Origin of the sequence: Aeromonas sp. S41-2 (genome assembly GCF_027705845.1) — a bacterium.
GTDB lineage: Bacteria > Pseudomonadota > Gammaproteobacteria > Enterobacterales > Aeromonadaceae > Aeromonas > Aeromonas hydrophila.
In genome coordinates, this window is sequence record NZ_JAPDCG010000012.1 from 1 (window position 1) to 25,584 (window position 25,584).

Annotated in this window: 21 protein-coding genes and 1 riboswitch; of the genes, 12 read left to right on the plus strand and 9 right to left on the minus strand. The window is 59.7% G+C overall.

Annotation, left to right across the window (positions count from 1 at the left end; translation table 11 throughout):
* Positions 1 to 363 precede the first annotated feature (363 nt).
* Positions 364 to 855, plus strand: a complete 492-nt coding sequence (locus OKC44_RS19710; protein WP_011704113.1) for an RNA recognition motif domain-containing protein — start codon at positions 364 to 366, stop codon at positions 853 to 855.
* A gap of 18 nt (positions 856 to 873) precedes the next feature.
* On the opposite strand, the gene murI is transcribed toward OKC44_RS19710, so the two are convergent.
* The 3 genes from murI to OKC44_RS19725 all read right to left on the minus strand — a co-directional run bounded on the left by murI (position 874) and on the right by OKC44_RS19725 (position 4,806).
* Entirely contained in the window at positions 874 to 1,668 is a 795-nt protein-coding gene (gene murI / locus OKC44_RS19715; protein ID WP_065474996.1) for a glutamate racemase, read from the minus strand.
* A 105-nt stretch (positions 1,669 to 1,773) separates the two neighbouring features.
* The gene (locus OKC44_RS19720) at positions 1,774 to 3,639 is read right to left on the minus strand and encodes a TonB-dependent receptor domain-containing protein (RefSeq protein ID WP_270814697.1); all 1,866 of its coding nucleotides are present in this window, start codon (positions 3,637 to 3,639) and stop codon (positions 1,774 to 1,776) included.
* Between the two features lie 52 nt (positions 3,640 to 3,691).
* A riboswitch (cobalamin riboswitch) is annotated at positions 3,692 to 3,868 on the minus strand.
* Between the two features lie 35 nt (positions 3,869 to 3,903).
* Positions 3,904 to 4,806, minus strand: coding sequence for a LysR family transcriptional regulator (locus OKC44_RS19725; RefSeq protein WP_029305069.1), 903 nt, complete (start codon positions 4,804 to 4,806; stop codon positions 3,904 to 3,906).
* 111 nt (positions 4,807 to 4,917) lie between these two features.
* Here OKC44_RS19725 and OKC44_RS19730 point away from each other — a divergent pair, with 111 nt between their 5' ends.
* The 4 genes from OKC44_RS19730 (at position 4,918) to OKC44_RS19745 (ending at position 7,844) form a co-directional block, all read left to right on the plus strand.
* Complete coding sequence (locus OKC44_RS19730; protein ID WP_044798732.1) at positions 4,918 to 5,844, plus strand: sodium-dependent bicarbonate transport family permease; 927 nt, start codon at positions 4,918 to 4,920, stop codon at positions 5,842 to 5,844.
* Positions 5,845 to 5,848: 4 nt separating this feature from the next.
* Positions 5,849 to 6,151 carry a P-II family nitrogen regulator gene (locus OKC44_RS19735; RefSeq protein WP_005306985.1) on the plus strand — a complete coding sequence of 101 codons (303 nt, stop codon included), beginning with the start codon at positions 5,849 to 5,851 and terminating at the stop codon, positions 6,149 to 6,151.
* 62 nt (positions 6,152 to 6,213) lie between these two features.
* Positions 6,214 to 6,723: a 5-(carboxyamino)imidazole ribonucleotide mutase gene (gene purE, locus OKC44_RS19740; RefSeq protein ID WP_103828770.1), complete on the plus strand. Its 510-nt coding sequence runs from the start codon at positions 6,214 to 6,216 to the stop codon at positions 6,721 to 6,723.
* Positions 6,720 to 7,844, plus strand: coding sequence for a 5-(carboxyamino)imidazole ribonucleotide synthase (locus OKC44_RS19745; RefSeq protein WP_139387688.1), 1,125 nt, complete (start codon positions 6,720 to 6,722; stop codon positions 7,842 to 7,844). Before purE ends, OKC44_RS19745 begins: the two co-directional genes overlap by 4 nt.
* A 68-nt stretch (positions 7,845 to 7,912) precedes the next feature.
* On the opposite strand, the gene OKC44_RS19750 is transcribed toward OKC44_RS19745, so the two are convergent.
* From OKC44_RS19750 to OKC44_RS19760, 3 genes are all read right to left on the minus strand, one after another.
* Entirely contained in the window at positions 7,913 to 9,103 is a 1,191-nt protein-coding gene (locus OKC44_RS19750; RefSeq protein WP_162516428.1) for an L-lactate MFS transporter, read from the minus strand.
* Positions 9,104 to 9,212: 109 nt separating this feature from the next.
* Positions 9,213 to 9,944 carry a LytR/AlgR family response regulator transcription factor gene (locus OKC44_RS19755; protein ID WP_270814708.1) on the minus strand — a complete coding sequence of 244 codons (732 nt, stop codon included), beginning with the start codon at positions 9,942 to 9,944 and terminating at the stop codon, positions 9,213 to 9,215.
* A 46-nt stretch (positions 9,945 to 9,990) separates the two neighbouring features.
* Positions 9,991 to 11,664, minus strand: coding sequence for a sensor histidine kinase (locus OKC44_RS19760; RefSeq protein ID WP_270814710.1), 1,674 nt, complete (start codon positions 11,662 to 11,664; stop codon positions 9,991 to 9,993).
* Between the two features lie 172 nt (positions 11,665 to 11,836).
* Between OKC44_RS19760 and OKC44_RS19765 the strand changes: the two genes are divergently transcribed.
* Complete coding sequence (locus tag OKC44_RS19765) at positions 11,837 to 12,277, plus strand: hypothetical protein (protein WP_270814712.1); 441 nt, start codon at positions 11,837 to 11,839, stop codon at positions 12,275 to 12,277.
* Positions 12,278 to 12,312: 35 nt separating this feature from the next.
* On the opposite strand, the gene OKC44_RS19770 is transcribed toward OKC44_RS19765, so the two are convergent.
* Positions 12,313 to 15,900, minus strand: coding sequence for an ATP-binding protein (locus OKC44_RS19770; RefSeq protein WP_270814714.1), 3,588 nt, complete (start codon positions 15,898 to 15,900; stop codon positions 12,313 to 12,315).
* A 2-nt stretch (positions 15,901 to 15,902) separates the two neighbouring features.
* Complete coding sequence (locus OKC44_RS19775; RefSeq protein ID WP_024945884.1) at positions 15,903 to 16,526, minus strand: response regulator transcription factor; 624 nt, start codon at positions 16,524 to 16,526, stop codon at positions 15,903 to 15,905.
* 599 nt (positions 16,527 to 17,125) lie between these two features.
* Between OKC44_RS19775 and ecpA the strand changes: the two genes are divergently transcribed.
* From ecpA to OKC44_RS19800, 5 genes are all read left to right on the plus strand, one after another.
* Positions 17,126 to 17,698 (plus strand): common pilus major fimbrillin subunit EcpA, encoded by a 573-nt coding sequence (ecpA, locus tag OKC44_RS19780; RefSeq protein WP_049046449.1) that lies wholly within the window; start codon positions 17,126 to 17,128, stop codon positions 17,696 to 17,698.
* 59 nt (positions 17,699 to 17,757) lie between these two features.
* Positions 17,758 to 18,423, plus strand: coding sequence for a hypothetical protein (locus OKC44_RS19785; RefSeq protein ID WP_073352221.1), 666 nt, complete (start codon positions 17,758 to 17,760; stop codon positions 18,421 to 18,423).
* A gap of 81 nt (positions 18,424 to 18,504) precedes the next feature.
* A complete protein-coding gene (locus tag OKC44_RS19790; RefSeq protein ID WP_270814716.1) occupies positions 18,505 to 20,952 on the plus strand; it encodes a fimbrial biogenesis outer membrane usher protein in 2,448 nt (815 codons plus the stop codon).
* Complete coding sequence (locus tag OKC44_RS19795) at positions 20,952 to 22,577, plus strand: hypothetical protein (RefSeq protein WP_270814718.1); 1,626 nt, start codon at positions 20,952 to 20,954, stop codon at positions 22,575 to 22,577. Before OKC44_RS19790 ends, OKC44_RS19795 begins: the two co-directional genes overlap by 1 nt.
* A 14-nt stretch (positions 22,578 to 22,591) precedes the next feature.
* Complete coding sequence (locus tag OKC44_RS19800) at positions 22,592 to 23,266, plus strand: fimbria/pilus periplasmic chaperone (protein ID WP_270814720.1); 675 nt, start codon at positions 22,592 to 22,594, stop codon at positions 23,264 to 23,266.
* Positions 23,267 to 23,309: 43 nt separating this feature from the next.
* On the opposite strand, the gene leuE is transcribed toward OKC44_RS19800, so the two are convergent.
* On the minus strand, positions 23,310 to 23,948 hold the full coding sequence (leuE, locus tag OKC44_RS19805) for a leucine efflux protein LeuE (protein WP_270814722.1): 639 nt from the start codon (positions 23,946 to 23,948) through the stop codon (positions 23,310 to 23,312).
* A 339-nt stretch (positions 23,949 to 24,287) separates the two neighbouring features.
* Here leuE and OKC44_RS19810 point away from each other — a divergent pair, with 339 nt between their 5' ends.
* On the plus strand, positions 24,288 to 25,508 hold the full coding sequence (locus tag OKC44_RS19810) for an MFS transporter (RefSeq protein WP_270814724.1): 1,221 nt from the start codon (positions 24,288 to 24,290) through the stop codon (positions 25,506 to 25,508).
* The last annotated feature ends 76 nt before the right edge of the window (positions 25,509 to 25,584 follow it).

The window sequence follows — 25,584 nt, forward strand, 5'->3', positions numbered from 1 at the left end:
GGCGCCCACTTCGCAAGGAAGCTGGCTCATCAGGTTGGCGTGTTCCGCCGTGCTGGTAGGGGCGCATTATAGGGAGCCGCGCCGCGATGACAAGGCTTTTTTTGAAGAAAGTCACGGAAACTTCAAATTATCCAATTAGAAACAGCTTACTCAGTGTATATATACAATGTTATCCACAAACCGATGATTTCAGACCGGTTTTATCATCATTTAGATGGATCTTCCCCTCTCAAGGGATGCCATACTGGAACGGATAATATGTCCCAAGTGGTCCATGGTAGCGCCCGGCTGGAAAGCTGGTTACCATGGAGGTGAATAGAGTGTTGCACCTTTTTTGCTTTCATTTACAAAAGGTCTTTAAAGATGAATTTATCCAAGTTTCCCGTTTATGTGCAGGCGGCCATCCTTGCTCTGGTGTTGGCGCTGGTTGGTTATCTGGTTGCCCAGGCCCTGCAATTTTCTTTGAAAGCCGAAGTGATTTTTGCTGTGGGCTTGGCCATCGGCGGTTTCGTGGTACCGCTGTTCCTGAACCGTGCACCGGCTGGTGTGGCTGAGCTAGCCTCCAGTCAGGAGACCTGCACCTTATATGTAGGCAATCTGCCATACCGTGCCAATGAGATAGCCGTGCGCGAATTGTTTGCCGAGCAGGGCCAGGTGATCTCGGTCCGTCTGATGAAGGACAAGGCCACCGGCAAGCGCAGAGGATTCGGTTTCGTGGAGATGCCCGCTGCCGATGCCGCCAAGGCGATCGCCGCACTTAACGACAAGGAGTATCAACAGCGTACCCTTAAAGTACGTGAAGCCAATGACAAGCGGGACAAAGATGAGCGAGAAGGTAGTGAAGTGGATGCCTGACCACTAGCAGGCAATCCGTTAGAACCTGACCTCTTCGAGTGATGACAGCCCCCAAGCTTGCAAGGGGGCTGTCAGTTTCTGGGTCTGGGCATCCAACCGGGTGCAATAGGCCTTACCCCCGACATCTTCCAGCCGTGTCGGTGTCGTGACCAAACCGGCCAGCAGATGAGCCACCCGCTTGGCGACCGCACTGCCGGAATCCACCAGCTGGCACGCAGGCATCAACTGCCGTATTTCTTCATCCAGCAAGGGGAAATGGGTACAGCCCAGCACCAGAGTATCCGGATGCTCTTCCCCTTCCAGCCAGTCCGCCAGTACTTCCCGCAATAGCGCCATATTGACCGGCAGACCCGCCAGCTTGTGCTCGGCCTCGACGACCAGCTCGGTCGCCCCCTTGAGCAAGACCCGCTTGCCCGGCGCAAACTGGGCGATGAGCTCGTGGGTATATTCACGGCTGACGGTACCCGGGGTTGCCAGCAAGCCGATGCAACCACTACGGGTAAGCGCGGCCGCAGGCTTGATGGCGGGTACCACACCGACGACCGGTACAGTCATGGCCGCACGCAGGGACGGCAGAGCGATGGTGCTGGCCGTGTTGCAGGCAATCACCACCAGATCGATATCATGCTCGACCACCATGTGGCTGACCAGCCTGGTGCAGGCTTCGGTGAGGGCGGCCTCGCTCAGCTCACCATAGGGGAAGTTGGCATTATCAAAACAATAGAAGTAGTTGTGTGCCGGCAATGCGCGGCGGATCTCGCGGTAGATGGTCAACCCACCCATACCGGAGTCGAACACGAGAATATTGGCCACTTGAGTTCCCCTTTGGTGCAAGTCGGCGATCATACTCCCGCCGACCGCCAATAGAAAAGGCCCCACCAATGGCGGGGCCCCTCATTTATACAATCACGGTCTGGATCAGAGTGAGTAGTCGACCGTCACGTAATAGGCACGCTCGTCGGCCGGGTAACCCACCGCAGTCTGGTACTCCTTGTCCAGCAGGTTGTTGATCTTGCCGGAGACCTTCCAGGAAGGCGCGACCTGATAACCTACAGCCAGGTTCCAGACGCTATAGCCACCCAGCGGGGTCGTGTTGGCCGCGTCGCCATAGCGCTCGCCCTGATAGATCCAGCTCAGGGAGCCGTCAAACTGCTGCCACTGTGCCTGAGTCACCCACTTGGCGCCCTTGCGAGAGATCAGCTGCAACTGCTTGTCGGTCACCTTGTCCTTGGGATCCTTGTACTCGGCAGAAACCCGGTGGCTCAACCAGCCGGTATTGAACTCCCCTTCCAGCTCGACACCTTCGATCCGTGCCTTGCCCACGTTCTGCGGCGTCCACATACCCAAGCTGTCAGGTGCCCACTGGATCATCTGCTCGAAGTCGTTGCGATACCCGGTCACACGCCACTCGACGCCTGCAGTCTGGCCATCGAGCATCAGCTCGCGGCTCTTCGACTCTTCCGGCTTCAAGTCGGGGTTGCCGAGACCCGGGTAGTAGAGGTCATTAAAGGAGGGAGCGCGGAAGCCGGTTCCGTAACGGGCACTGAGGCGATAATCCTCCACGAAGCGCCAACCAGCCCCGGTCTGCCAGGTGTTGTGGCGACCGAACTGCTTGTTGTCGTCACTGCGGCCGCTCAGCTCAGCCTGCCAAGTCTGGTTGTCAAACTGAGCCAGGGCATAGAGCCCGGTGTTGTCACGCTTATCGGCGTCGCTCGGGAAGGTGGAGCCGGAGGAGCGGGAGCTATCGTCCAGCATGTCGCGCTGCCAGTCAGCGCCACCGCCCAGGGTCCAGCTTTCGTCCAGCTTGACGCTGTTGATCCAGTTCAGAGTGTACTGACGGCTATAGAGCCGGTCAGTGGCCTGATCGCGGCCGCTGCTGTCCGGGTAGTCGTAGGCATCCTGTTTGGAGAAGGCACCGCGCAGTTCGCTCAGGTAACGCTCATCGTGATAACGGGACCCCAGCTGGTAGCTCTGATTCTCGGTCCAGGTTTCGTTGCGCTGATGGTAGGCCGGGCCCCAGGCAGAAGCGGCGGACGATCTGTCGTACTGGGCAATGTTGCGGAACCAGCGGGTCGTGCCGAACAGATCCCAGTTGCCGGTCAGCGCATGCTGATAGTCCAGCATGGCGTTATAGCCCCGGTGACCGTGCTTGTCGCCATCGTTCACCCCTGCGATGGGGTGAACGTTGTAGCCGGTCTCGTCATCAAAGCCCCCGGCAACCTTGAGCTGGCCAGCCTCACCGATCTGGCTGGCGCTGCTGAAGGCGGCCTGGCGCTGTTTGTGGGAGCCGGCACCGACATTGAATTTGTGCTTGTTGGTCGCGGGATCGGGACGGGTGATGATGTTGATCACCCCGCCGATGGCATCCGAACCATAGATAGTGGCGCGCGCACCGCGGATATATTCGATGCGCTCCACCTGGTTGAGCGGCAGGTTGTTCAGCTCCGTCATCCCGGCGGTCAGAGAGGCGCTACGCACCCCGTCCACCAGCACCAGGGTCTGGGAAGAAGTGCCGCCGCGCACCCGCAGCGAGCTCAGCTGGCCACGGCCGCCATTGCTCACCACTTCCACACCGGGCAGGGTCTTGACCACATCGGTCACTGTCTGGGCTTGCAGACGGTCGATCTCGTCACGGGTCACCACATTGACGGGAGCCAGCACACTGGAGGCAGGTTGGGCGACACGGGTGGCAGTCACCACCATGGTAGGGTTGACGGGGATGGTCAGTTGTTGGGCAAAGGCCGCCGTTGGCAACAGGGCAGCCGCCAATAATTTCTTGGACATGAGAGATCCTTAAGTTCGCGTAAGCATCTACTTCGTGGCCGGTTTCTCTCGGCCCGAAATACGAACTTTGGCAGGTCTTCGGGCTGGGGGGCTGATAGCCTACGGCGACGGCTTCCCACCTGTGGCAGTGCCCTGATGTCGCTTCGTTCCCCCTTACCGCTGCGCGCCAGCTCCGGATTTTCACCGGATTCCCTATTAAGCATGATGCGCCAAAGCGCAGGGATTATAGGCAGAGCGGAGGTGGATGTATAGCCATCCAGATTTCTATTTCTTGCCACCCAGTGCGGCCAACCGCTGCTTCGCCCCCTCCATCACCGCCTGTACCCCGGGATGGGAGAGGTGACGACCGGCCGACACCAGATAGTAGGAGAGCGTCACCTCGGTCAGGGTTGCAATCCGTTCGACACCATAGAGTCGCGCTATCTCGTCGGCCATGGCCAGCGGCGCCGGAAAGATCCCCATCCCCGCCTTGCCGAACGACTTCATCAGGGTCGAATCGTCGAACTGGCCGACCAGATGGGGATGAATGCCCTGCTGCCGATACCAGGCCAGCAGGCTGTCATGGGTCGCCGACTTCTCACCCGGGATCAGCAGCGGCAACCCTTCGAGGGCAGCAGGAAAACCCTGCCGCGCCCTGGCGGCCAGCTCGGGGCTGGCAAACAGCGCCAGCGGGCTGCGTCCCAGCTCGTGGTTGTAGCCGCGCACCCCGCTGTCGGGGGGGAGCGGGCGATCGATCAGCACCATGTCCAGCTTGTGGCTGGCCAGCTCGCTGAACAGCTGCTCCGCCCGTTCTTCATGGCACACCAGCCGCAGCGGGGTGGCCAGCGCCATGGCGGGCGCCAGCAGCTCGAACGCCAGAGTACGGGGGACGGAGTCGGCGATCCCCACCTGCATGGTCAGCTCCTGGCTGGCATGGCGCAGGGTATGCTCGAGATCGGCGCCGAGCGAGAAGATGGCGCCGGCCTGTTCGAGCGCCTGGCGACCGGCGGCGGTCAGGGCAAGCCGCCGCCCCACCCGGTTGAACAGCGCCACCCCGAGCGAGAGCTCCAGCTCGGCCACCTGACCGCTGACGGTCTGCGGCGTGAGGTGCAACTGCTCGGCAGCCCGCGTCACACTCCCGCTGCGCGCCACGTGCCAGAAGTAATAGAGCTGTTTGTAGTTGAGCATCGGGCCCCTTATCAGTTTCTACCGAACAATCATCAATCAAAATCTGATTTTATCGAAACATCTTGCACTCTAGCATGCAACCACCCTGTGAATTGCCTCCTGCGAACTCCCATGCTGGATGTTGTTGTACTCTTTTTCCTGTTTGGCCTGCTGGCTGGTCTGGTGCGCTCCGAGCTCAAGCTGCCGCACGCGCTCTACGATACTCTCTCTCTCTTTCTGTTGCTGGCCATCGGTCTCAAGGGCGGCGTCGGCCTGGCGCAGCAATCACTGCAACCGTTATTACCGCAACTGGCACTGGTGATCCTGCTCGGCATGCTGCAGACCCTGGCCGGGTTTGCCGTGCTGCGCCTCAAGATGAACCGGGTCGATGCCGCCGCCACCGCCGCCCACTACGGCTCGGTCAGCGTGGCGACCTTTGCGGTCGGGGTGAACTGGCTCACCGAGCGCGGCATCAGCTTCGAATCCCAGCTCTCCATCTTCCTGGCGGTGATGGAGATCCCCGCCATCCTGGTCGGCATCGTGCTGGCCCAGGGGATAAGCCGGCAAACCCGCTGGCGCCGGCTGGCCCATGAAACCTTCCTCGGCAAGGGAGTCACCCTGCTGCTGGGCGGCATGGCCATCGGCTATCTGGCCGGTCCCGACGGGATCGCTCCGCTCAAACCCCTGTTTGTCGACCTGTTCAAGGGGGCACTGGCGCTGTTCCTGCTGGAGATGGGCCTCATCGTCGCCCGCCAGTGTCAGGACCTGCGCCGCCACGGCCTGTTCCTGCTCGGCTTCGCCCTGCTGATGCCGCTCGCCTCGGCCGGCCTGGGCCTGATGATCGGCCAGCTGATGGGGCTCTCCCTCGGTGGCCTGACCCTGCTGGCCACCCTGGCAGCCAGCGCCTCCTATATCGCCGTGCCGGCCACCATGCGCATCGCCGTGCCCCAGGCCAATCCTGGCCTGTCGCTCAGCGCCGTACTGGGGGTCACCTTCCCGTTCAACATCATGCTGGGGATCCCGCTCTACCACAGCTGGGCCCGCCACTTCACGGAGTAGCCACATGCAGACCGAGATCCGCACCCTGCTCACCGTCATCACGGAAGCGAACCTGGAACCCACCCTGCTACGCACCCTCACCCGCGAGGGGCTGCGCGGCTACACCATCACCGATGCCAGAGGGCGCGGCGACCACGGTGAGCGCAATGCCAGCTGGAGCGAGAGCGGCAACATCCGGCTGGAGGCGATCTGCAGCCGCGAACAGGCGGAACGCCTGCTCGCCCACCTGCAGAGTCGCTACTACCCCGACTATGCCATGGTCGCCTTTTTGCAACCGGTCGAAATCGTGCGACCCGAAAAATTCTGAGCCGGCTTGCCGGCTCTTTTTGCCAACCAGAGACAAACGTTTGACTGCAAGGAGTCATAGCCATGAATACCCCTCCCCTGATCGGCCTGGTAATGGGATCCGACTCCGACTGGCCCGTGATGCAGGCCGCCGCCCGCATCCTCAAGGAGCATGGCGTCCCCTACGAGGCACGCGTGGTCTCGGCCCACCGCACTCCGGATCTGCTGTTCGAATATGCCGCCAGCGCCCGTGAGCGTGGCTTGCGCGCCATCATCGCCGGGGCTGGCGGCGCCGCCCATCTGCCAGGCATGGTGGCCGCCAAGACCACCATTCCTGTGCTGGGTGTACCCATCCCGACTCGCCAGCTCAAGGGGATGGACTCCCTGCTCTCCATCGTGCAGATGCCCAAGGGGGTGCCGGTCGCCACCTTCGCCATCGGCGAGGCGGGCGCCGCCAACGCCGGCCTGTTCGCGGTCTCCCTGCTCTCCGTCGCGCAAGACGGCGATGCCCCCCGCTACCAGCAGCAGCTCGACGGCTTTCGTACCACCGAGCGCGACCGGGTGCTGGCCCTCACGCTGGAGGACCCGGCATGATACTGCCACCCGCAACCCTCGGCATGCTGGGGGGCGGCCAGCTCGGCCGCTACTTCGTGATGGCCGCCCACCGCCTCGGCTACAAGGTGGTGGTGCTGGACCCAGACCCCGCCAGCATCGCCGGCGCCGCTGCCGATCACCATATTGTTGCCGCCTATGACGACCCGACCGCCCTGCACGATCTGGCCAGCCGCTGCGCCGCCGTCACCTGCGAGTTCGAGAACGTGCCGGCCACCGCCCTGGCCCTGCTGGAGCAGTACCAGCCGGTACGCCCAGCCGCCGGTGCCGTGCGCATCTGTCAGGATCGCCGCGAAGAGAAGGCCTTCTTGAGCAGAGCCGGCATCCCGGTCGCCCCCAACCAGACCCTGCAGCCGGGCGAGCCGCTGCCGGTGCTGCCCGCCTCTCTCTTCCCCGCCATCCTCAAGACCGCCCGCGAGGGGTACGACGGCAAAGGCCAGTGGACCATTCAGGCCGCCGACCAGCTGCCGGCAGCACTGGCCGCCAGCGGCGTACCCTGCGTGCTGGAACAGCGGCTGGCGCTGGAGGGTGAGTTTTCCCTGACCCTGGCCCGCAGCCCGAGCGGTGCCATCGGTGCCTTGCCGCTGGTGCAGAACTGGCACAGCGGCGGCATTCTGGATCAGACCCGCTCCCCGGCCAAGGTGCCGGCGCTGGAAGCCGACGCCAGACGTATCGCCGAACAGCTGATCGCCGCCCTCGACTACGTCGGCGTGCTGACGGTGGAGTTCTTCCTGGTGGCAGGGAAACTGCTGGTCAACGAGCTGGCGCCACGCCCCCACAACTCGGGCCACCCCAGCCTCGACAACGCCGAGTGCAGCCAGTTCGAGCTGCAGGTGCGCGCCCTGTGCAATCTGCCGCTGCCAGCCCGGATCGCCGTGCGCCCCGCCATGCTGCTCAACCTGCTGGGGGATCTCTGGCAGGCCGGCACGCCAGACTGGGCCGCCCTGCTGGCACTGCCCGGCGTGCATCTGCACCTATACGGCAAGGGGGAACCCCGTCCCGGCCGCAAGATGGGCCATGTCACCATCACCGCCGCCGACTGGCCGACGGTGGAAGAGACCTGCCACCGGGTGCGCCAGCTGTTGGGGCTGCCGCCACGCTGAGCCGCGCACAAAAAAAGACCCGGGCCTTGGCCCGGGTCTTTTCATTGCTTGCAGCAGCAGGCGGGCGATCAGGCCCGCTCGACCGATACCGGCGCCGGCAGGCGGATGGTGAGGGAGAGCACCAGCGCCACCACCAGCAACACCAGGATCAGGTTGAAGGTCGCCATGAAGCCACCGAACAGGGAGGCCACGATGGAGCCGATGATGCTGCCCAGACCAAAGCCCAGATAGATGACGCCGTAGTTCTTGGTCAGGTTGTTGAGACCGAAGAAGTCGCTCACCAGCGAGGGGTAGACGGTGATGGTGCCGCCGAAGCTGAACGCCACGCAGGCCACCGCCACGAAGAACAGGTTGGCGTTGAGCGGCACGAACAGCAGCAGCGCCATCCCGGCCAGGGTAATCAGCTGGGCGATGGTGATGACCCGGATGCGGGACATCTTGTCGGAGAGGATGCCCAGCACCAGCCGGCCGCCCAGGTTGGCCATGGCGATGATGGCGACGGCGTTGGCGGCGACCACGGCCGGCAGGCCCACCATGTTCTCGCCGATGTCCTTGGCCACGCCGATGACGTAGAGACCGCTCATGCAGGCGGTGAGGAACATCAACGCCAGCATCCAGTACTGCGGCTTGCGCATCGCCTCGGCCAGGGTGAAGTCGCGACTCTCGCTCTGCTGCATGGTGGCGGCCTGCTTGGGCGCATCCTTCATCAGCATGCCACCCACCAACACCATGGACATGGCGATCAGCCCCCACAGCTGGAAGGTGGTCTCAAGGCCGTTGCTGGAGAGCAATAGCAGGTTGATGTACTTGAAGCCCAGGCTGCCGAGGCCGTAGGCACCGATGGAGCAGGCGGAAATCAGCCCCTTGCGCTCCGGGAACCACTTCACGCAGTTGGAGAGGGTCATCAGGTAGCCAGTACCGTCGGCAAAACCGACCAGGATGCCGGCGCAGAGGTAGAGCATCGCCAGGTTGCTGGCGTGGGCGGTGAGGAAGAAGCCGATGCCGAGCAGCACGCCGGCACCCAGGGTAACGTTGCGCACCCCGAACCGCTCCTGCAGCTTGCCCGCCAGGGAGGACGCCACCGCCAGGGAGAGGCTGAGCAGGCCGAAGGCGAAGGCGACCTGGCTGACCGGCTCGTCCAGCTTGTCGGAGAGCTGAGCGTTGAACAGGCTCCAGGTGTAAACGGATCCCAGCGCGAACTGGGTGATGATGGTCCCCAACAGGGTGAGGTAGCGGGTGCGATTCATCTCTTTGGTCATGATGCGTCTCGGTCAATGGCCTTAAGGAAACTGGGGCCACTATAGGCAAGACGCCACTCCCGCCGACCGATTAAGGCATGAAATGCAGATCGGCGGGAATGAATGACAATCAGAGCCGCATCAGCTGACGGAACGCCTTGATGTTGCTGCGGCTGACCGGCACCTCGAACGGCAGGTCATGGAGCCGGATGAGATAGGTGCTGTTGAACCAGGGCACTATCTCGCGGATCTTGTTGATGTTGACGCAGTAGGAGCGGTGGCAACGGAAGAACCCCTCGGCGGGCAGCCGGCTGACAAACTCGCTGAGGGTCATGGTCATCACATAGCGATCATCACGGGTGTAGACATAGGTGAGCTTCTCGTCGGCTTCCGCATAGTAGATCTGCTCGCAGGGGGTGACGATGATGCGCTCCCCCTTCACCAGATTGACGGTGCGATTGTGCGGCGTACCCGGCTCGCTCCCCTGCCCCGCCTGCGACTTGCCCGCCAGCTCCAGCTTTTGCAGCAGGCTGATGAGACGCGGCTCGTTGTAGGGCTTGAGGATATAGTCGAACGCCTCCAGCTCGAACGCCTCCACCGCAAACTCCTTGTAGGCGGTAACGAACACGATGTGGGGCGGATGGCTCGACTTGTGCAGGTTCTTGGCCAGCAGCAGGCCGTCGATGGAGGGGATCTGGATGTCGAGAAAGACCACGTCCACCTCGTGATCCTGCAGGTATTTGAACGCATCCAGCCCATCCTCGAAGCTCGCCACTATCTCGATGCTGCTGTGCTGCCCCACCAGGTAGGCCAGCTCCTCGCGAGCCAGATATTCGTCTTCCACTATGATGGCTTTCAGCATGACAACGCCTCTCGCAGTACACACTTATCTTCAATCATGATGGCACTCAGCATTGCATCGACTCCTGATCCGGCAGATAGAAACTCACTTCGGTACCCGGCTCCAGCCGCTTGAGGTGCAAGCCATCGCCATAGAGCAGCTTGACCCGTTGATGCACGTTCATCAGGCCGATGCTGCGGCTCTCCACCCGACCGGCGGCGACCCCGTCGATCACGGCCTGGCTGATGCCGTAACCGGTATCGCGCACCGCCACCCGGATGCCGCCCGCCAGCTGCTTCACCTCGATGGTGACCCGACCCGGCGCGCTGCGGGGCTGGATGCCGTGCAGGATGGCGTTTTCCACCAGCGGCTGCAACAACAGGCTCGGCACCTGGATGTGCACGTCGTCCACCTCGAATACCACCTCCAGCTTGTCACCGAAGCGGGCCTGCTCGATGGCCACGTAGTCGCGCACCTGCTGCAGCTCCTCCTGGATGTCGATGAGGGTGTCCCCTTTGTTGAGGTTGTAGCGCAGGTAGTCCGCCAGATTGGCGATCAGCTGGCGCGCCTGCTGAGGCCGAATGCGGATCAGCGACGAGATGGCATTGAGGGCGTTGAACAGGAAGTGCGGGTTGATCTTGCTCTGCAGCGCGGTGAACTCCGCCTTGCGGGTCATCTCCTTGAGCTGCTCGATACGCGACACCTCCATCTGGGTGGAGATGAGTTGGGAGAGGCCCACCACCATCTCCCTCAGCGAGCTGGTGATGCTGTGGGTGCGGCGGTAGTAGATCTTGAGGGTGCCGCTCACCGAGCCGTTTTCTCGCAGCGGAATAATGATGACCGAGTGGAAATCGGAGAGGTGATATTGGCGCAGATCGTTGTTGATGATGATCTGGTCCAGCAGCACCGCCTGCTGGGTCATGCCGCTGATGGCGTGGTGCTCGTCCAGCTCGTAGTAATCCTTGCCCACCCCCACATAGGCCAGCACATCGCGGGTATCGGTGATGGCCACCGCATCGGCGCTGATCTCGCTGCGAATGATGCCGCAGACCTGGCTCAGGGAGTGGCGATCGATGTTCTGGAAGAAGGGCAGCGTCTTGTTGGCGATGTCCAGTGCCAGCTTGGCCTGCTTGGCGGCGATCAGCTCCTTCTCGTCATCCAGATCCTGCACCAGCTTGATGATCAGGCCGATACAGAGTGCCCCGGCGATCATCGGGTAGGCGATGTGGCTGACGATCTCGACGCCCACCGCATGGGGCTCGGTCAGCAGCCAGATGAGCAGCATGGTGAGCCCTTCACACAACATCCCCGCCAGAATGCCGTACAGCCAGAGCCGCGACTTGCGACAGCGCAGGTGCAGCCAGGTGGCGAGCAGGCCGGCGATGATGCTGGCGATGAGGCACGGGATCGAGGTGTGGCCATCCATGTCGATGAGATAGCGGTGCAGACCGGAGATGACCCCGGCCGGAATGCCGACCCAGGGGCCGAACAGGATGCCGCCGGAGATGATGGCGATGATCCGCACGTTGATGAGGGCCCCCTCCACCGGAATGCCGGTATAGGTGCTGAACACCGCAAACAGGCAGAAGATGGCCGCCACCAGCACCAGCTCGGCCGGGGTGTGGTCCCGCTTCTGGAACAGCCGCTGGAACGGCCGGGTACGGGTCAGGAAGAACAGGGTCATCAGCATCAGCGCCGCCCGTTCGAACACCGCCAACAACATCATCTGATTTTCGAGCAAAGCAGGGATTCCATATCTATGACTAAAGGGAGGACAAGGCGCGGGATCATACCCCGTATCCCGTGTCAGCTCATTCCGAATAGTGGGGGACAGATTAAGCTTCGCCGCGGGCGGGTCGATAGATGAGTGACCCCCGGCAGCGGGGTAACCTCGATATCCAGGAGATAATCATATGTCTCAGAAAGGAGTTCTGGTGGCACTACTGGCTGGTTGCTGCGCGATGGCGGCTCAGGCCGGCACGCAAACCTATCAGCTCAATTGGCCTGCCACCGCCAGCAAGAGCACCGGGATGGAAATCTCGCTCACCCACCCAGGCCAGCAACCGGTCAATTCCGTTTCCACATCCAGCCCGATCCAGACCGAGGCCATCAACCTCAGCAATCCGGACTTCAACACCACCTATCAATTGCAGGCCCGCACCCTGTATGCCAGTTTGCCCGAACAGGCCGGCACCGACTTCAAGCTGGCGCTCAACGGCCAGCCACTGCCACAACACCATGCCCTGCCTCTGACCCAGGCCACCCGCTACTTTCTCAGCTATCTGGCTCCGGCCGCCAAACCGGACCAGACCGGCGAAGCGGCCTATGAACTGCTGGTCTATTGGCACGGTTGACCATCCATGAAGGCATGCCCCGCATGCCTTCATTTTCATTCCGGTTCGGCCTGCATTTCCATGATGGCCTGTCTGACAATCCCGTAGGCATGCTGCAACGGCTGCAATGCCCTCGGCAATCCCTGCGGCCCAAGCCCGGCAGATTCTGTCTCGCTGCACACGGCAACCAATTTCATCGCCCCCATGATCCTGGCCCCGCCCTTCAGACGGTGCACATAGTCGAGAAAACGGGCCAGTTCACCACCCTCTGCGGCTTGCTGCAGGCCCAGCAGATCATCGTCGCTGGCCCGCACAAACTCATGCAACAAGGGCAGCATCAACGCAGGCTGATTGCCGGTCAATGGTCCGAGACACTGCTTGATCTCCTGCACACAGCGCTCGATTTCCCGCTGCTCCTCATGCTGCATGTGGCGACACAGGCAGCGCTCCAGCTCTTCCAGCCCTACCGGCTTGAACAGGCAGTCGTCCATGCCGGCAGTCAGCCCCTCGCTCACCTGCTCCTGGCGGGCATCCGCCGTCAACCCCAGGATGAGGCAACGATGCGTCCCCCGGCTCAGCTCCAGAGCACGATACTGGCGGGTCAGTTCAAAGCCGCTCATGCCAGGCATGTTGAAGTCGGTGATCATCACGTCAAAGGCTGTGTTGGCAAACAGTGCCAGCGCCTCGCGCCCCGACTCGGCCGCCGTGGCATCATGCCCGAGGTATGCCAGTTGCTGGCTGACCAGCAGCCGGTTGGTGGGGTGATCGTCCACTATCATGACCCGCAGTCGCCTGTGATGCCCTGTCATCGTGCCCAATGCCACGGGCGTGACTGATTCGACGGCGCTCGCCAGCGGCAATTTCATCTCGATGCTGATGCACGTGCCGTGGCCGGGCTCGCTCTCCAGCAGCAGCGAACCTCCCATCGACTCGCACAGCGAGCGAGAGATCATCAGTCCGAGACCGGTACCGGAGCGCTGGATGTGCTCGGGCTGCCTGGCCTGACCAAAAGGCTGAAACAGCCTGGCTTGCTCCACAGGCGCAATCCCTATGCCCGTATCCTGGATCACCAGTTGCAAGGTACACCAGCCGTCGCTGGTTTTTGATTGCAACTCGACCCGCACCGATCCCTGCTCGGTGTACTTGATGGCATTGCTGATGAGATTGGAGAGGATCTGCTTGTAGCAGATGCCATCGATCTGTACCCAGCGGGGCTCACCGGCGGCGAGGTCCAGTTGCAGGTTCTTTTGTCTGGCCAGCGCAGTGAATACGGTGACCACCGAGGCCGTCAGCGCCGTGATTTCATGGGGTTCCGGCCTCAGTTCAAGCCGGCCGGACTCGATCTTGGATATGTCCAGAATATCGCCAATCAGACTCAGCAGATCCCTGGCCGAACCATGGGCGATGGAGAGTGAAGTCTTGTCCTCCTTATGCAGTCGATCGCGGCGCAGGGTCAGTTCCAGCAAACCAATGATGGCATTCATGGGCGTGCGGATCTCGTGGCTCATGGTGGCCAGAAAGGTCGACTTGGCACGATTGGCCTCCTGGGCATCCTGGCTGGCCAGAGCCAGCTCTTCGAGCAGCCGCAGCCGCTCGCTCACGTCGATCCAGCCACCGATTCCGCCCTGAACATTTCCCTCCAGGTCATAGTAGGGCTGTACCCAGTGATAAACGGCCACGGACCCCGTCGCCATGGAGAGGCGATGATCCCCCTGCCTGGCACAGCGTACCGTACGCGCGGTGCTCAAATCCTCGAACAAGGGAGCCAGAAAAGGCCAGCGTTGCACATCCTCCGCCATGGTCGAGCCCAGCAGACGGCTCTTCTCCTCACCAAAAAAGCTGGCATAAGTGCTGTTGCAGAGCACCAATCGATCCTCCCGATCTCTGGCGTAGATGGGGTGGGGTGTGCCATCCACCAGATCTTCGATGAACTTGAGCTGGGCACTCAAAGCCATCTCGGCTGCCCGGCGCTGGCGCACCTGTTTGTGCAAAGAGAGGCCCCATAGGCCGATCCAGATGGTCAGCAGCATGATCAAGGCAATGATGCCGCCAAATTCCCGTACCAGCTCCTGCCAGGTGATGGCCTCCTGCTGGGTACTGACGCGCCAGCGATTGGAGAGTCCTTCCAGCTCATCCGGCGGAATGATGGCAATCACCCGATCCAGAATGTCGCGCAACATATGCTGCTTGGGCGAAACGGCAAACGCCGCCCCGATCGGGATGGAGTCGAACAACTCGCCCGTGATGAGCAGACTGTCCGGAAACTTGCTGTTGATGTAGTACTTGGCGACCCGCAACGGCAACACGGTCACGTCGCAGGTCTCGGTCGCCACGCAGCGCAGCGCATCTTCGATCCGTTCGAACTTTCTGGTGGTCAGCTTGCCATACTCGTCCTCTATCGCCTGCTCGGAGATGAAGTCCTTGATGATGGCGACCGTGCCGGTCTTGAGCAGCGTCTCCGGTGCCGTCGCCTCATGGCGGACCCCCACCACATAGGCCAGCGGGTCGAGCACAAAGGCACGGCTGAACAGGTAACGACTGCGGCGCTCCTCCGATGGGCTCAACACGGCGATGTCCACCTGCCCACCATCCAGCAACTGCAACATCTGCCCTGGCGTCTTGACTGGCACCACCTCTATTTCCACCCCCAGCTTCGCTCGCAACACCTGCAGCAAATCGGCCACCACCCCGTGCAAGGTGTCATTGATGTCGAGAAAACTCAGCGGCGGCACCCCGCTGTTGACGGCCATCCGGATTTTTTTCTGCTGACCCAGCCAGGCCCACTGCTCGCTGGTCAGCTCGACCTTGCTGGCCCCGATAGAGAGACCGCCGCCATTCCAGCGTTTGGCAATTTCCTCCCGTTTGCCTTCCAGAATTTCATCCAGCGCAATATTGATGATTTTTTTAAGCCGCTGATTTTTCCTTTCCAGCGAAAATGAAAAACCATGGGTATCTATATAAAGCGGCTTCAGTAATTGAATGCTGTCTTGATAAAATTTATTGACGATGAAGTTCCCGGAAATCATGTCCAGCATGACGGCATCGACCTGGCCATATGCAACCGCAGAAAGTGCGCTATAACGAGAGGAATACATTTTTATCTGAACCTTGGGCAGGTAGCGCATCACATCCAGCGCCGGCAGATAATACTCCGGGACGGCCACCGTTCTTATATCACGCTCCTTTACGTGTATATTTTTATATATGGCCGGATCATCCGGCATATATTTATCGGTCAACAATAATTGCTGCTCTTCTTCATAGGCATTGGAGGTGCTCAGCAGATCGACCTCTCCCCGCTTGAGCGCAGCAATGGCCGCGGCGCGAGACGGCAGATTCTTTACGACGATCTCGACACGCAACAGATGACTCAGCATGCCGACAATGTCGGCGGTGACGCCTTCGTAAGCATTGGCACGCAGGGTGATGTCCATCGGCGGATTGTCGGGCATGGGTACCCCGAGCACCAGCCGGCCACGATTTCTCAACCACAGCCAATCTTCCGCATGCAGCGGCAGGGTCTGCTTCTCAAGGTACTCGCTGTCATTGCGCGCATAGACATGCAGAAAGGGCGCCGCCAGCTCATGAGCCGAAACCCATGAAGCGCAGCAACAGACCAGCAGAGCCGCAAACCAATGCCTCATGGTCACAGCAGCTCTTGACGCTTGGCCAAGCTGATCAGATCAACCATGGTGGTGACATTGAGCTTTTGCATCAGCCGACTCTTGTAGGTGCTGACCGTCTTCTCGCTGAGCAGCATGCTCTCTGCAATCTGCTTATTGGTGTGCCCCTGGCATATCTGCAACAAGACGCTCATCTCTCTATCCGAGAGTGCCGACAAGAGATCTTTCCGATCGACTTCATGGGCATTCTTGGCGCCGGCAATCACATCGCGAGGGAAATAAAGCTGACCTTTCCCTATCTTTACCAGCACAGTTTTCAGCAAGGAAAGATCATCCAGCTTGGATATGAAACCGTTGGCACCGGCTTGCAGGCAACGCACCATAATATGATGGGTGGCTTGTGCCGACAATATTACCACCTTGATATCAGCATCCATCTCTTTCAGTCTTTTGATCACCTCAATGCCGTCCAGCCTGGGAATCCCGATATCCAGAACGACCATATCAGGCTGATATTTTCGCGCCATCGAAACTGCATCAACACCATTATCAACTTCGGCAACAATATGATGATCATCCTGCTGCAGCAGGATATTTACAGCCATTCTGATGGCGGGATGATCATCTACTACCAATATTTTTGCCATATACTTTCCTGTCATTACTCCATTTGATTCAACGTATATTAACTACAAAGTCAGCACGTGTACCATATGGCGCTTGAATATTAATGATATGTTACGTAGTTCAAGTAACGACTCCTCTCTTGGTACCTCATTCATTTTTATCTGATATTTTTATTTATGCTCATCAAATACTTACAGAACTATATATTCTTTTGAATCTCTATTTTTTCTTGTGCTCATTCCCGCACGGCAACCCCTCCCATCCTCCCCCGTCAGAGGGACACGCCATCTAGATAAGAAAAGCACCAAAACTCTTAAAAATCAAAATCATAAGAAAAACAAAAAACCCTGATAAGAGAATGGACAAGGCTTATTTTAAGTTGCAGACAACAACCATCTTTTAGGACTTTTCCTACACAGCATTCAATCGATCCGGGCAGGTCCGTCCAGTATCTTTGCCGGCGAAAAGATGAGCTGATTGACGAAAGATTATCCTTCGGCGATCGGCAAGGTTGCCTGGACAAACCCGTCCGGCAAGGTGGAAAGGGAATGCACCCTGGGTGCGTGAAATCAAACGGGTGGCAATTGCCCCCATCAGGAAATGTGTAGGAAATATCAAGATGAAAAAGACTCTGATTGCGCTGACTGTTGCAGGACTGGGCTTCGCTGCCGCCGCTCAAGCCGCTGTAGAAGCAAAATCCGTTGCCACCTGGAAGGCAACCGCCAAAAAGGACACCGAGTCGGCGCTGGTTGTCACGCCGCTCGACAGCCTCTCTTTCCAATACGCGGAAGGGATCAAGGGTTTCAACACCGTGAACGGCCTGTTCGACGTTGCCATCAAGGGTGATGCCAGCGCCACCGACTTCACGCTGAAGGCCAAGAAGCTGAGCGGCACCCTGAACCACCTGAGCGGCGGCTCCACCGTCGACGTCGGCGTGCTGTGGCAAGGAGCTCCCGTCAGCACCACCGCCTATACCACGCTGATCGATACCGCAGCCGGCATCACGGGCGGCAACCTCTCTCCGCTGGCCAGCGCCTTCAAGGATGACACCCAGCGCAGCACCGCCCAGGGCTCGTTCACCTTCAACATCGAGAGCGCGACCGTCAACGGCACAGACGCGGCTTTCGAGACCCTGCCGGATGGCCTGTGGAGTGGGGAAGTCAACGTCGAGTTCGTTGCCAACTGGTCCTAATTACCTCGACGCATAGTATTCGGGGCCCTGCGGGGCCCTTTGCAATCACAGGAGTTCCCATGAACCTGAAAATGCTGATGGCATGGATGCTGTTTATTCCCGGGGTCAGCCAGGCCATCAACGTTGGTTCCGTCACCACCTTCATCGATGCGGGCAGTCAGGATGTAGCCAAGGAGATCGAGAATGGCAGTGCTCAAGCCAGGCTGGTCACCATCTCCATCAGCCGCATCTCTTCACCCGAAGAGGGTGGCCAGGAGATCCCGATGGAAGTGGCCGGCGAGCTGATGCTCTCGCCCAGCCGACTGATGCTGCCCGCCCATGCCAAGAACAACGTGCGTTTCTTTTACAAGGGACCGCAGGATGGCAAGGAGCGCTACTACCGCATCCGCTGGCTGGACACCGCCCTGTCGATGGACGACCAGAGCAACAATCGCCGCCAGGCGGTTGCCACCACCTCTGCCCAGATAGGCACCATTCTGGTGGTCGCGCCACGCCAGCAGCACTTCGCCTACAACCTGCAAAACGGAATGTTGAGCAATCAGGGGAATGCCTCTTACCGCACCGTGGCCTACGGCCCCTGTCTGGACCGCAAGGCACAGGCACAGTGCAAAGAGACCTACTACGACCTGCCCGGCAAGCAGCGCCGCTTCAAGAAAGTCGATATGCAGGATCCGCAAAGTCATCTTGGCCTCTGGCTGGGTCAGGAATTCGTCGTCGTCAAATAACCCGTTTGTGCTGGTACTGCCTTCACCACCCGGTCGAGTGGCGGTGTTGTTTTGCCGAAATCTGAAACCATGGTGCGTGATATGTTGAAGAAAACCTGCTTGTTGTCGCTCTCATTGCTGATGGTGGTCTCCGCCTCGGCCAACAGCGCGGCGCCACTCAAGATCGCCAACGTCATCATTCCGGCCAGTTTTGCCCAGGCTCTGGCAGAAGGGCTGGCTGTTCCCGTTCGTCTGCAGTACACGGATGAAAAAAACCGGCTCGACACCCTGACCGATAACCCGATCGGCAATGCCACCCTGCTGCTGCAGGACGGCAAGCTGTATCTGCTGCACATCGATTTTGGTGCTGGCCAGCAGCAAGGTCTGCTCAACGACCAGCTGACCGCCATGCTCGCCAGCGAAGAGAAGCGCACGTTTTCTGCCGAGGGCAGCTTGCAGATAGATGCCAACGCCAGCATGCAGCTTGACCTGGTGGCCATGCTGCTGACGATCCGGGTTTCACGCGATGCATTCGGCCAGGTCAGGCAGCCGGACAACCGGGTGACCTTGACCCCGACCGTTGACACTCTGACCGGGGTGCATCGCTACAATCTGGGCTACTCCTTCAACAGCAATCCGCAAAACGGTCACAGCGACTCCAACTTCCTGCAACTGGACAGTACCGTCGGGATGGGCGCCCATCACATGGCACTGGACGCTTCCCTCTACAACCTTGGGGAGCCAGAACAGAGCGGTGACATCTATCGTGCCATGTACGAGCGGGATCTTGACGATCGCCGCATCGCGGCCGGCATGGTCTCGACCTGGGATCTGCAGACGCTGGGGGTGGTGACCGGTCTGAGTACTGGCCGCATTTATGGGGCATCGTATGGCAACCAGGCCCAGTCACGTAAACAGAAAGCCGACACATCCACCACCCCGGTACAAGTCTTCATGCCTGCCAATGGCGAGGTCAGGGTGTACCGTGAGGATCGCCTGATCAGTCTGCAGAACCTGACCATCGGCAACCAGAATATCGACACCTCGGCGTTCCCCAGTGGCGTCTACAACGTCACGGTCGAAGTCTATGTCGATGGGCGGCTGACCAGCACCACGACCCAGCGCGTCACCAAGCTGGGCGGCAGTCTGGGCTTTACTCAGGAGTGGGGATGGCAATGGTGGGGAGGCCTGATGGAAGGCGCCCAGAACAACGGTGATTCACCGCTGCTGGGAGTATCGCTGGCACGTTCGCTGGATACCCTGGAACTGGCCACCACAACCTATGCCTTCAAGGATGCTGCGGTAGGCGAAGCCCGTGCAAACTGGCAGGCAACCGATCGTGTCAGTGCCCAGTTGCAAACCATGCTGGCCTCCGACCAATCGTGGCGATTCGCATCCAGCCTTGCCCTGCAGGCCCATGACAATGCCTCCCTGTGGCTCAGCCAGGAGAAACTCGAGACCGGCAGCGCCCTGACGGTGAGCAGCGCCGAACTCTACTCCGCCGGCATCACGCTCAATCTGGGTGGCTGGGTCAGCGGCCTCGGCCAGCTCACCTTCAACACCCTGCACGACCGCCAGATGAACAGCGATCGCAGTTATGCCGATTACTACCAGCACCTTTATGCCGGCAAATACGGCAACCTGTCGCTGCGCGCCAGCCTGCAGAGCGACAGCGGTACGCTCAACGGATTCAACAACAAGAGCATCACGCTGGATTACTCGATCCCGTTCGACAACCTGTTCAGCTTTGGCATGAGCAGCAACGAGCAGGGCCAGACCACGGCCAACCTCAACTACCAGAAACGCATGGACGGCGTCATCAATCTGGCCTCGTTCAATGCCTCGCGCATGATGCACGGCAGTGATGAACACAATATGGCGCTCTCCGGCACACTGGGGTTCGAGAACAGGGTCATCGGCGGCACCATGACGCTGGGCCGCGGCCATGGTGGCGACATGAATGGCAACCTGATTGCGCGCGGAGCCCTGGTCACGACGGAGGACGCTCTGGTCGCCTCTAGCCGCAACTCCTCGGGGTCCGGCTTGATCATCAATACCGGGATCGATCGCGAAGGACAGATGCTCGCCAAGGTCAACGGACAGGATTACCCCCTGCATGGCGAGCAGACCTTCCTCGCCCTCCCCCCTTACGGGGAATACGAGATCGAACTGCTCAACAGCAAGCGGGGCAAGGACAGCTACGACATCAATACCGGCAAGCAGCGCTACACCCTGTTTCCCGGCAACGTGGCCACCCTGGATGCGAGCAGCACCATCAAGGAGATGGTGACTGTCTTCGGCATACTCAGGGCGGAAGACGGCTCCTTGCTGGCCAATGCCCGCATCGACAACCATATCGGCACCACGGTGACCAACGAGGAGGGTGAATTCTCGCTGGATGTGGATAAAGCCAATCCCATGCTGACTTTCCACCAGGGGAATGACTTCTGTGAAGCCGAGCTCGATCTTGAACAACACAGCGGCGCCGCCTGGGTAGGCATTATTACCTGCCAGGGGCTGCCCACCTATGCCATGGTGAGAGAGTACTGATGATGAATCCCGCATATAAATGGCTGTTGGCGATGGTAATTGCCACCAGCTGGGCCTCGCAGGCCAGTGCCGCAGTATCCAAAACTGTCTGGCCAAATGCTCCGCTACGAAACTTTCTGTTTATTGAAAACCAGGAAGACAACAACCTGTTTGTGGCACCTACCGACGGATTAGATCCACGTTTGACCGGTGCAAATGCCTGGACCTCCCTTAAAGGGAATGGGCAAGTGAGCCTGGCGTATGTTGATAATGGATACAACACCGATATTAACAATTGGAACGTCGACATGTGGGAAAACGGCCCGATCCGTCGTCCTTATGTCAATCAGCGCTGCATCATGACATATACCCGCTGTGATCCCGACACGGCAGAAGCGGTCAACAAACCCGCCGTGGTAGATGACCTTGGCTTTTTCGGTCTCATTGGCGCATCCGCGGGATGGGGGCACGGCAAGCTCAGCGCGAGTTTTTTTGACTATCTGCGCACCATGCCAGTTGGAGCCATTCTGAACAGAGAAATGAACTTGTGCATGACCACGCTCAAATACGACGCGGCGGCTGGAGAGCGCTGTATCAATCAGAACAGTGGCTACTGGTACGTCAGAAACATGCAGCACAAGAAGGCTGGTCATCTGCGCTTCGTACAAACCAACGCGATTAGCGAAGTCATTGTTGACAGCAATGGCGTACCTTATGTCTTGCCTGGTTCTCAAGGCTGTGAAAACTATCGTCTAGGCAATCAAGACGGCATTTTATGTCGGTTCCTTGATTACAACTTCAATGACGATGGCAGCCAAAATTATATCGAACCGTATATGTATACCAATGTCAGAAATAGCTCATTGAATAGCGCCATTGGCGTCACTGACTTGCAAATGAGTGCGGATCTCAAGAATTGGGCATACAAGGGTTATCGCCATAATATCAGCTACCTCAGGGGGCAATCCTCTGTGTATCTGTTTCTATCAAGCAATTTCTTCAAACAAGTGGTGAGATTGGGTCTGCAAGAACAACTTACTCGTAGCCTGATCAACTTCAATATGAAAAATGGGTATGCACCTGAGAGTGGATACTATGAGTTCAGTGGCACAACCGAGATACATATCAAGCCACGGGACTTCAGCGTATCGATTCTGTCATCCGATGGTATAACCACACCTTACAGGGAAGGCAGCGTTGGAAAAGATATTCTGAATTTTCCCTACAATATTTCTGATAGTGGCCCTGTTAGTGCCGATCTCCTCGAAATATCTATTTCGCAAGACCAAGGAGCTCCTTATCAAGGACATTGCACTTTTTACCCGGCCGGGAAGGTATCATCCGAGCAGGCCGTGCCAATCCCGACCAGGCTGGTGTTTGATTCAGGGACTCATGGTGCCGCTTCCCAGCATGCCATTGAATGTGGCGGACACTCGGTAGATATCCGTGCCTTGGGCATAAAAGACAACCAACCACCACAAGAGTGGAGCGATCCCGTCAACGGCAAAGGCATTACCCGATTCTACAAGCTGGCACTGGAATTCGATCTGACCGATCCCATGGTGCAACGCACCATTGGCAACGACCTGTGGGAAGGGGAAGTACAGCAAAGCGGTACCATTACCATCAAAGGAACCTGGCGCTGACCATGAAGAACGACATGCATCGCATTCTATGGCTCTTGCTGGCCGGCACGCTGAGCTCACAGACCATGGCCATCGACATCGGCGCCATGACGATTGCCATGGCACCGAACGAAGAGTTCATCGCCCGGACCGTCACCAACAACAGTGGCTCGCCCAAGGTCTACGAAGTGCAGATGGAAAAAATCAGCAATCCCACGGCCACGGGAACAAGCGTTCCGACGGTGCCTGGCGAGCTGCTGTTCGCCCCCAAGCGCTTCACCCTGCACGCCAAGCGCATGCAGAACGTCAAGCTCTACTACAAGGGGCCGGCGGATGGTCAGGAGCGTTACTATCGCATCACTTTCACCGAGTCACCGGCGGCCCAGCTTGATGAAAGTGGCCAGGCCAGGCGCCGTGGTGCGTTGGAGATGAAACTGGCGCTGCAATCGACCCTGGTGGTGCGCCCGCGCCAGGTGCGTTTTCAATACCAGCTGGACCCGGCAAGGAGCAGTATCACCAATACCGGCAACACCTACTTCGAATTCATGGTGAAACGGGGATGTCTGCAGGCGGACAGCGAGGCCGACAGCAAATACCTGCTGCCCAGCGAGACCTATCGCAATCCCAAGATCAGCCAGGCAGGCAACCAGAAGCTGATCGTCTACCAATCCCGGTTCATCCGGGTCGGCAAGGAGTGCTGGCCTGACTAGCCGCTCGCGAGCGGGCGACCGGGATTGGGCAGAGCCCTGACCCTCAAGACGACAACGTGGCCAGCCGGGCGGCGAAGCCCATGAAAAACAGGCCGATGAGGCCGTTGCCGAGTCTGGCGAGACGTACCTTGCGCGCAAAGAAGCGGGCCATCAGGGTGCCGCCGAAGATCAACAGGGTCAGATAGACGAAGCTCATGGCCTCCAGCATGCTCGCCAGCACCAGGTAGGAGACCCAGGTGTGGGCATAGTTGAAGTCGACAAACTGCACGAAGAAGGAGACGTAGAACAGGATCGCCTTGGGGTTGGTGAGGCTTAAGGTAAGCGCCTTGGAGAAGTAGCGCTCGCCGTGCTCGACCACGGACGACTGCCCTTCCCGCCTGGCGATGAAGTTGGCGTGCAGGATCTTCACCCCGAGATAGAGCAGATAGAGGGCCCCCAGGTAGCGCACCAGGGTAAACAGCAGCGGGGTGGTGCGAATGAGGGAGGCGATGCCCAGATAGGCGCAGAAGATCAGGATGGCGTCGCCGACGAAGACCCCGAGGGCCGCCTGGTAGCCCGGACCGACGCCGCGGCTCGCCCCGGTGCGCAGCACATAAATCGAGTTGGGCCCCGGCGCTATGATGATGAAGAAGAGCCCGACCAGATAAGTCCAGACATTGATGACACCCAGACTCTCAAACATGGCGCCCCCCTCTGGAGTTGGAAAACAACCCGCTCAGGCAGGTCCAGACATTGATGACTCCCAGGCTCTCAAACATGGCGCGCCCCTCTGGACCTGGAAAACAGCCCGCTCAAACAGGTCCAGACGTTGATGACTCCCAGGCTTTCGAACATGCTCCCTCCATGGCGGGTATGCGACGACGAGGTTTCTATACTAATCCGCCGCCCGCCGAGCACAAGTGCCGAGCCGTGATCATTCGCCCCATTCTCTCACAGCCCTCTTCTTGCCCCACTTTGTGGTGTCCAGACGCGTCGGGATCAGGCATGTTAAGCCATACCCAGACTCACAGAACCCGCCCTCATGGAAAAGAGCCTCAGTACCGATCAGCCACTCGCCGCCGCTACCGCGCACGATGCCTTGAATCGCACCACCTATCCGGTGATCGCCGCCATCAGCTTCTCGCACCTGTTGAACGACATGATGCAATCGGTGCTGCTGGCTATCTATCCGCTGCTCAAGCTCGGCCTCAACCTGTCGTTCGCCCAGATCGGCCTCATCACCCTCACCTACCAGTTCACGGGTTCCTTGTTGCAGCCGCTGATCGGCCTCTACACCGACCGCCGGCCCATGCCCTATTCATTGCCGTTCGGCATGGGCTTTACGATGATCGGCTTGCTGTCGTTGTCGCAGGCGGCCAGCTTTGGCGCCGTGCTGCTGTCGGCCATGCTGATCGGCATCGGCTCGTCGGTGTTCCACCCGGAATCTTCCCGGGTCGCCCGCATGGCGGCCGGCAGTCAGCCTGGACTGGCCCAATCGCTGTTCCAGATTGGCGGTAACCTGGGGTCGGCCATAGGCCCGCTGCTCGCCGCGCTGATCATAGTGCCGCAAGGCCAGGGCAGCGCGGCCTGGTTCTCGCTGTTCGCCCTGGTCGGCGTCATCGTGCTCAGCCTGGTCGGACGCTGGTCCAGCCACCACGCCGCCAACTTCCATAAACGGATGAAGGCGCACCTCGGTCACGGTCTGAGCCGTCGCCAGATCGGCTGGTCGCTGGCCATCCTCGGCCTGCTGATGTTCTCCAAATTCTTCTACATGGCCAGCCTGAGCAGCTATTACACCTTCTACCTGATGGACAAGTTCAGCCTGTCGCTGGACAGCGCCCAGCTCTATCTGTTCGCCTTCCTGTTTGCCGTCGCGGCGGGTACCGTGCTCGGCGGGCCGATCGGTGACCGCATCGGCCGCAAGCGGGTGATCTGGATCTCCATCCTCGGCGTCGCCCCCTTCACCCTGCTGCTGCCCCATGTCGACCTGCTCTGGACCTCGGTGCTCTCGGTCATCATCGGCCTGATCCTAGCCTCGGCCTTCTCCGCCATCCTGGTCTACGCCCAGGAGCTGGTCCCCGGCAAGGTCGGCACCATCTCAGGCCTGTTCTTCGGCTTCGCCTTCGGCATGGGGGGTATAGGGGCGGCCCTGCTGGGCCAGCTGGCCGATGCCACCAGCATCGAAACCGTGTACCAGGTCTGCGCCTACCTGCCGCTCATCGGCTTGCTGACTGCGTTCTTGCCAACCCTTAGAAAGGGATAGCGGGCCACCCCGCGAGGGATACCACCCATAAAAAACGCGGCCTGAGTGGCCGCGTCTGAAGTGGATGAGGGCAAGG

Bases quoted from the DNA above. Each gene is read 5' to 3' on its own strand.
- OKC44_RS19765 (WP_270814712.1), top strand. From the start codon at position 11,837: ATGTCTCAGAAAGGAGTTCTGGTGGCACTACTGGCTGGTTGCTGCGCG.
- purE (WP_103828770.1), top strand. From the start codon at position 6,214: ATGAATACCCCTCCCCTGATCGGCCTGGTAATGGGATCCGACTCCGAC.
- OKC44_RS19800 (WP_270814720.1), top strand. From the start codon at position 22,592: ATGCATCGCATTCTATGGCTCTTGCTGGCCGGCACGCTGAGCTCACAG.
- OKC44_RS19735 (WP_005306985.1), top strand. From the start codon at position 5,849: ATGCAGACCGAGATCCGCACCCTGCTCACCGTCATCACGGAAGCGAAC.
- OKC44_RS19775 (WP_024945884.1), bottom strand. From the start codon at position 16,526: ATGGCAAAAATATTGGTAGTAGATGATCATCCCGCCATCAGAATGGCT.
- OKC44_RS19750 (WP_162516428.1), bottom strand. From the start codon at position 9,103: ATGACCAAAGAGATGAATCGCACCCGCTACCTCACCCTGTTGGGGACC.
- OKC44_RS19745 (WP_139387688.1), top strand. From the start codon at position 6,720: ATGATACTGCCACCCGCAACCCTCGGCATGCTGGGGGGCGGCCAGCTC.
- OKC44_RS19725 (WP_029305069.1), bottom strand. From the start codon at position 4,806: ATGCTCAACTACAAACAGCTCTATTACTTCTGGCACGTGGCGCGCAGC.
- OKC44_RS19785 (WP_073352221.1), top strand. From the start codon at position 17,758: ATGAACCTGAAAATGCTGATGGCATGGATGCTGTTTATTCCCGGGGTC.
- OKC44_RS19710 (WP_011704113.1), top strand. From the start codon at position 364: ATGAATTTATCCAAGTTTCCCGTTTATGTGCAGGCGGCCATCCTTGCT.
- OKC44_RS19755 (WP_270814708.1), bottom strand. From the start codon at position 9,944: ATGCTGAAAGCCATCATAGTGGAAGACGAATATCTGGCTCGCGAGGAG.
- OKC44_RS19790 (WP_270814716.1), top strand. From the start codon at position 18,505: ATGTTGAAGAAAACCTGCTTGTTGTCGCTCTCATTGCTGATGGTGGTC.
- OKC44_RS19770 (WP_270814714.1), bottom strand. From the start codon at position 15,900: ATGAGGCATTGGTTTGCGGCTCTGCTGGTCTGTTGCTGCGCTTCATGG.
- ecpA (WP_049046449.1), top strand. From the start codon at position 17,126: ATGAAAAAGACTCTGATTGCGCTGACTGTTGCAGGACTGGGCTTCGCT.
- leuE (WP_270814722.1), bottom strand. From the start codon at position 23,948: ATGTTTGAGAGTCTGGGTGTCATCAATGTCTGGACTTATCTGGTCGGG.
- OKC44_RS19720 (WP_270814697.1), bottom strand. From the start codon at position 3,639: ATGTCCAAGAAATTATTGGCGGCTGCCCTGTTGCCAACGGCGGCCTTT.
- OKC44_RS19795 (WP_270814718.1), top strand. From the start codon at position 20,952: ATGATGAATCCCGCATATAAATGGCTGTTGGCGATGGTAATTGCCACC.
- OKC44_RS19730 (WP_044798732.1), top strand. From the start codon at position 4,918: ATGCTGGATGTTGTTGTACTCTTTTTCCTGTTTGGCCTGCTGGCTGGT.
- OKC44_RS19810 (WP_270814724.1), top strand. From the start codon at position 24,288: ATGGAAAAGAGCCTCAGTACCGATCAGCCACTCGCCGCCGCTACCGCG.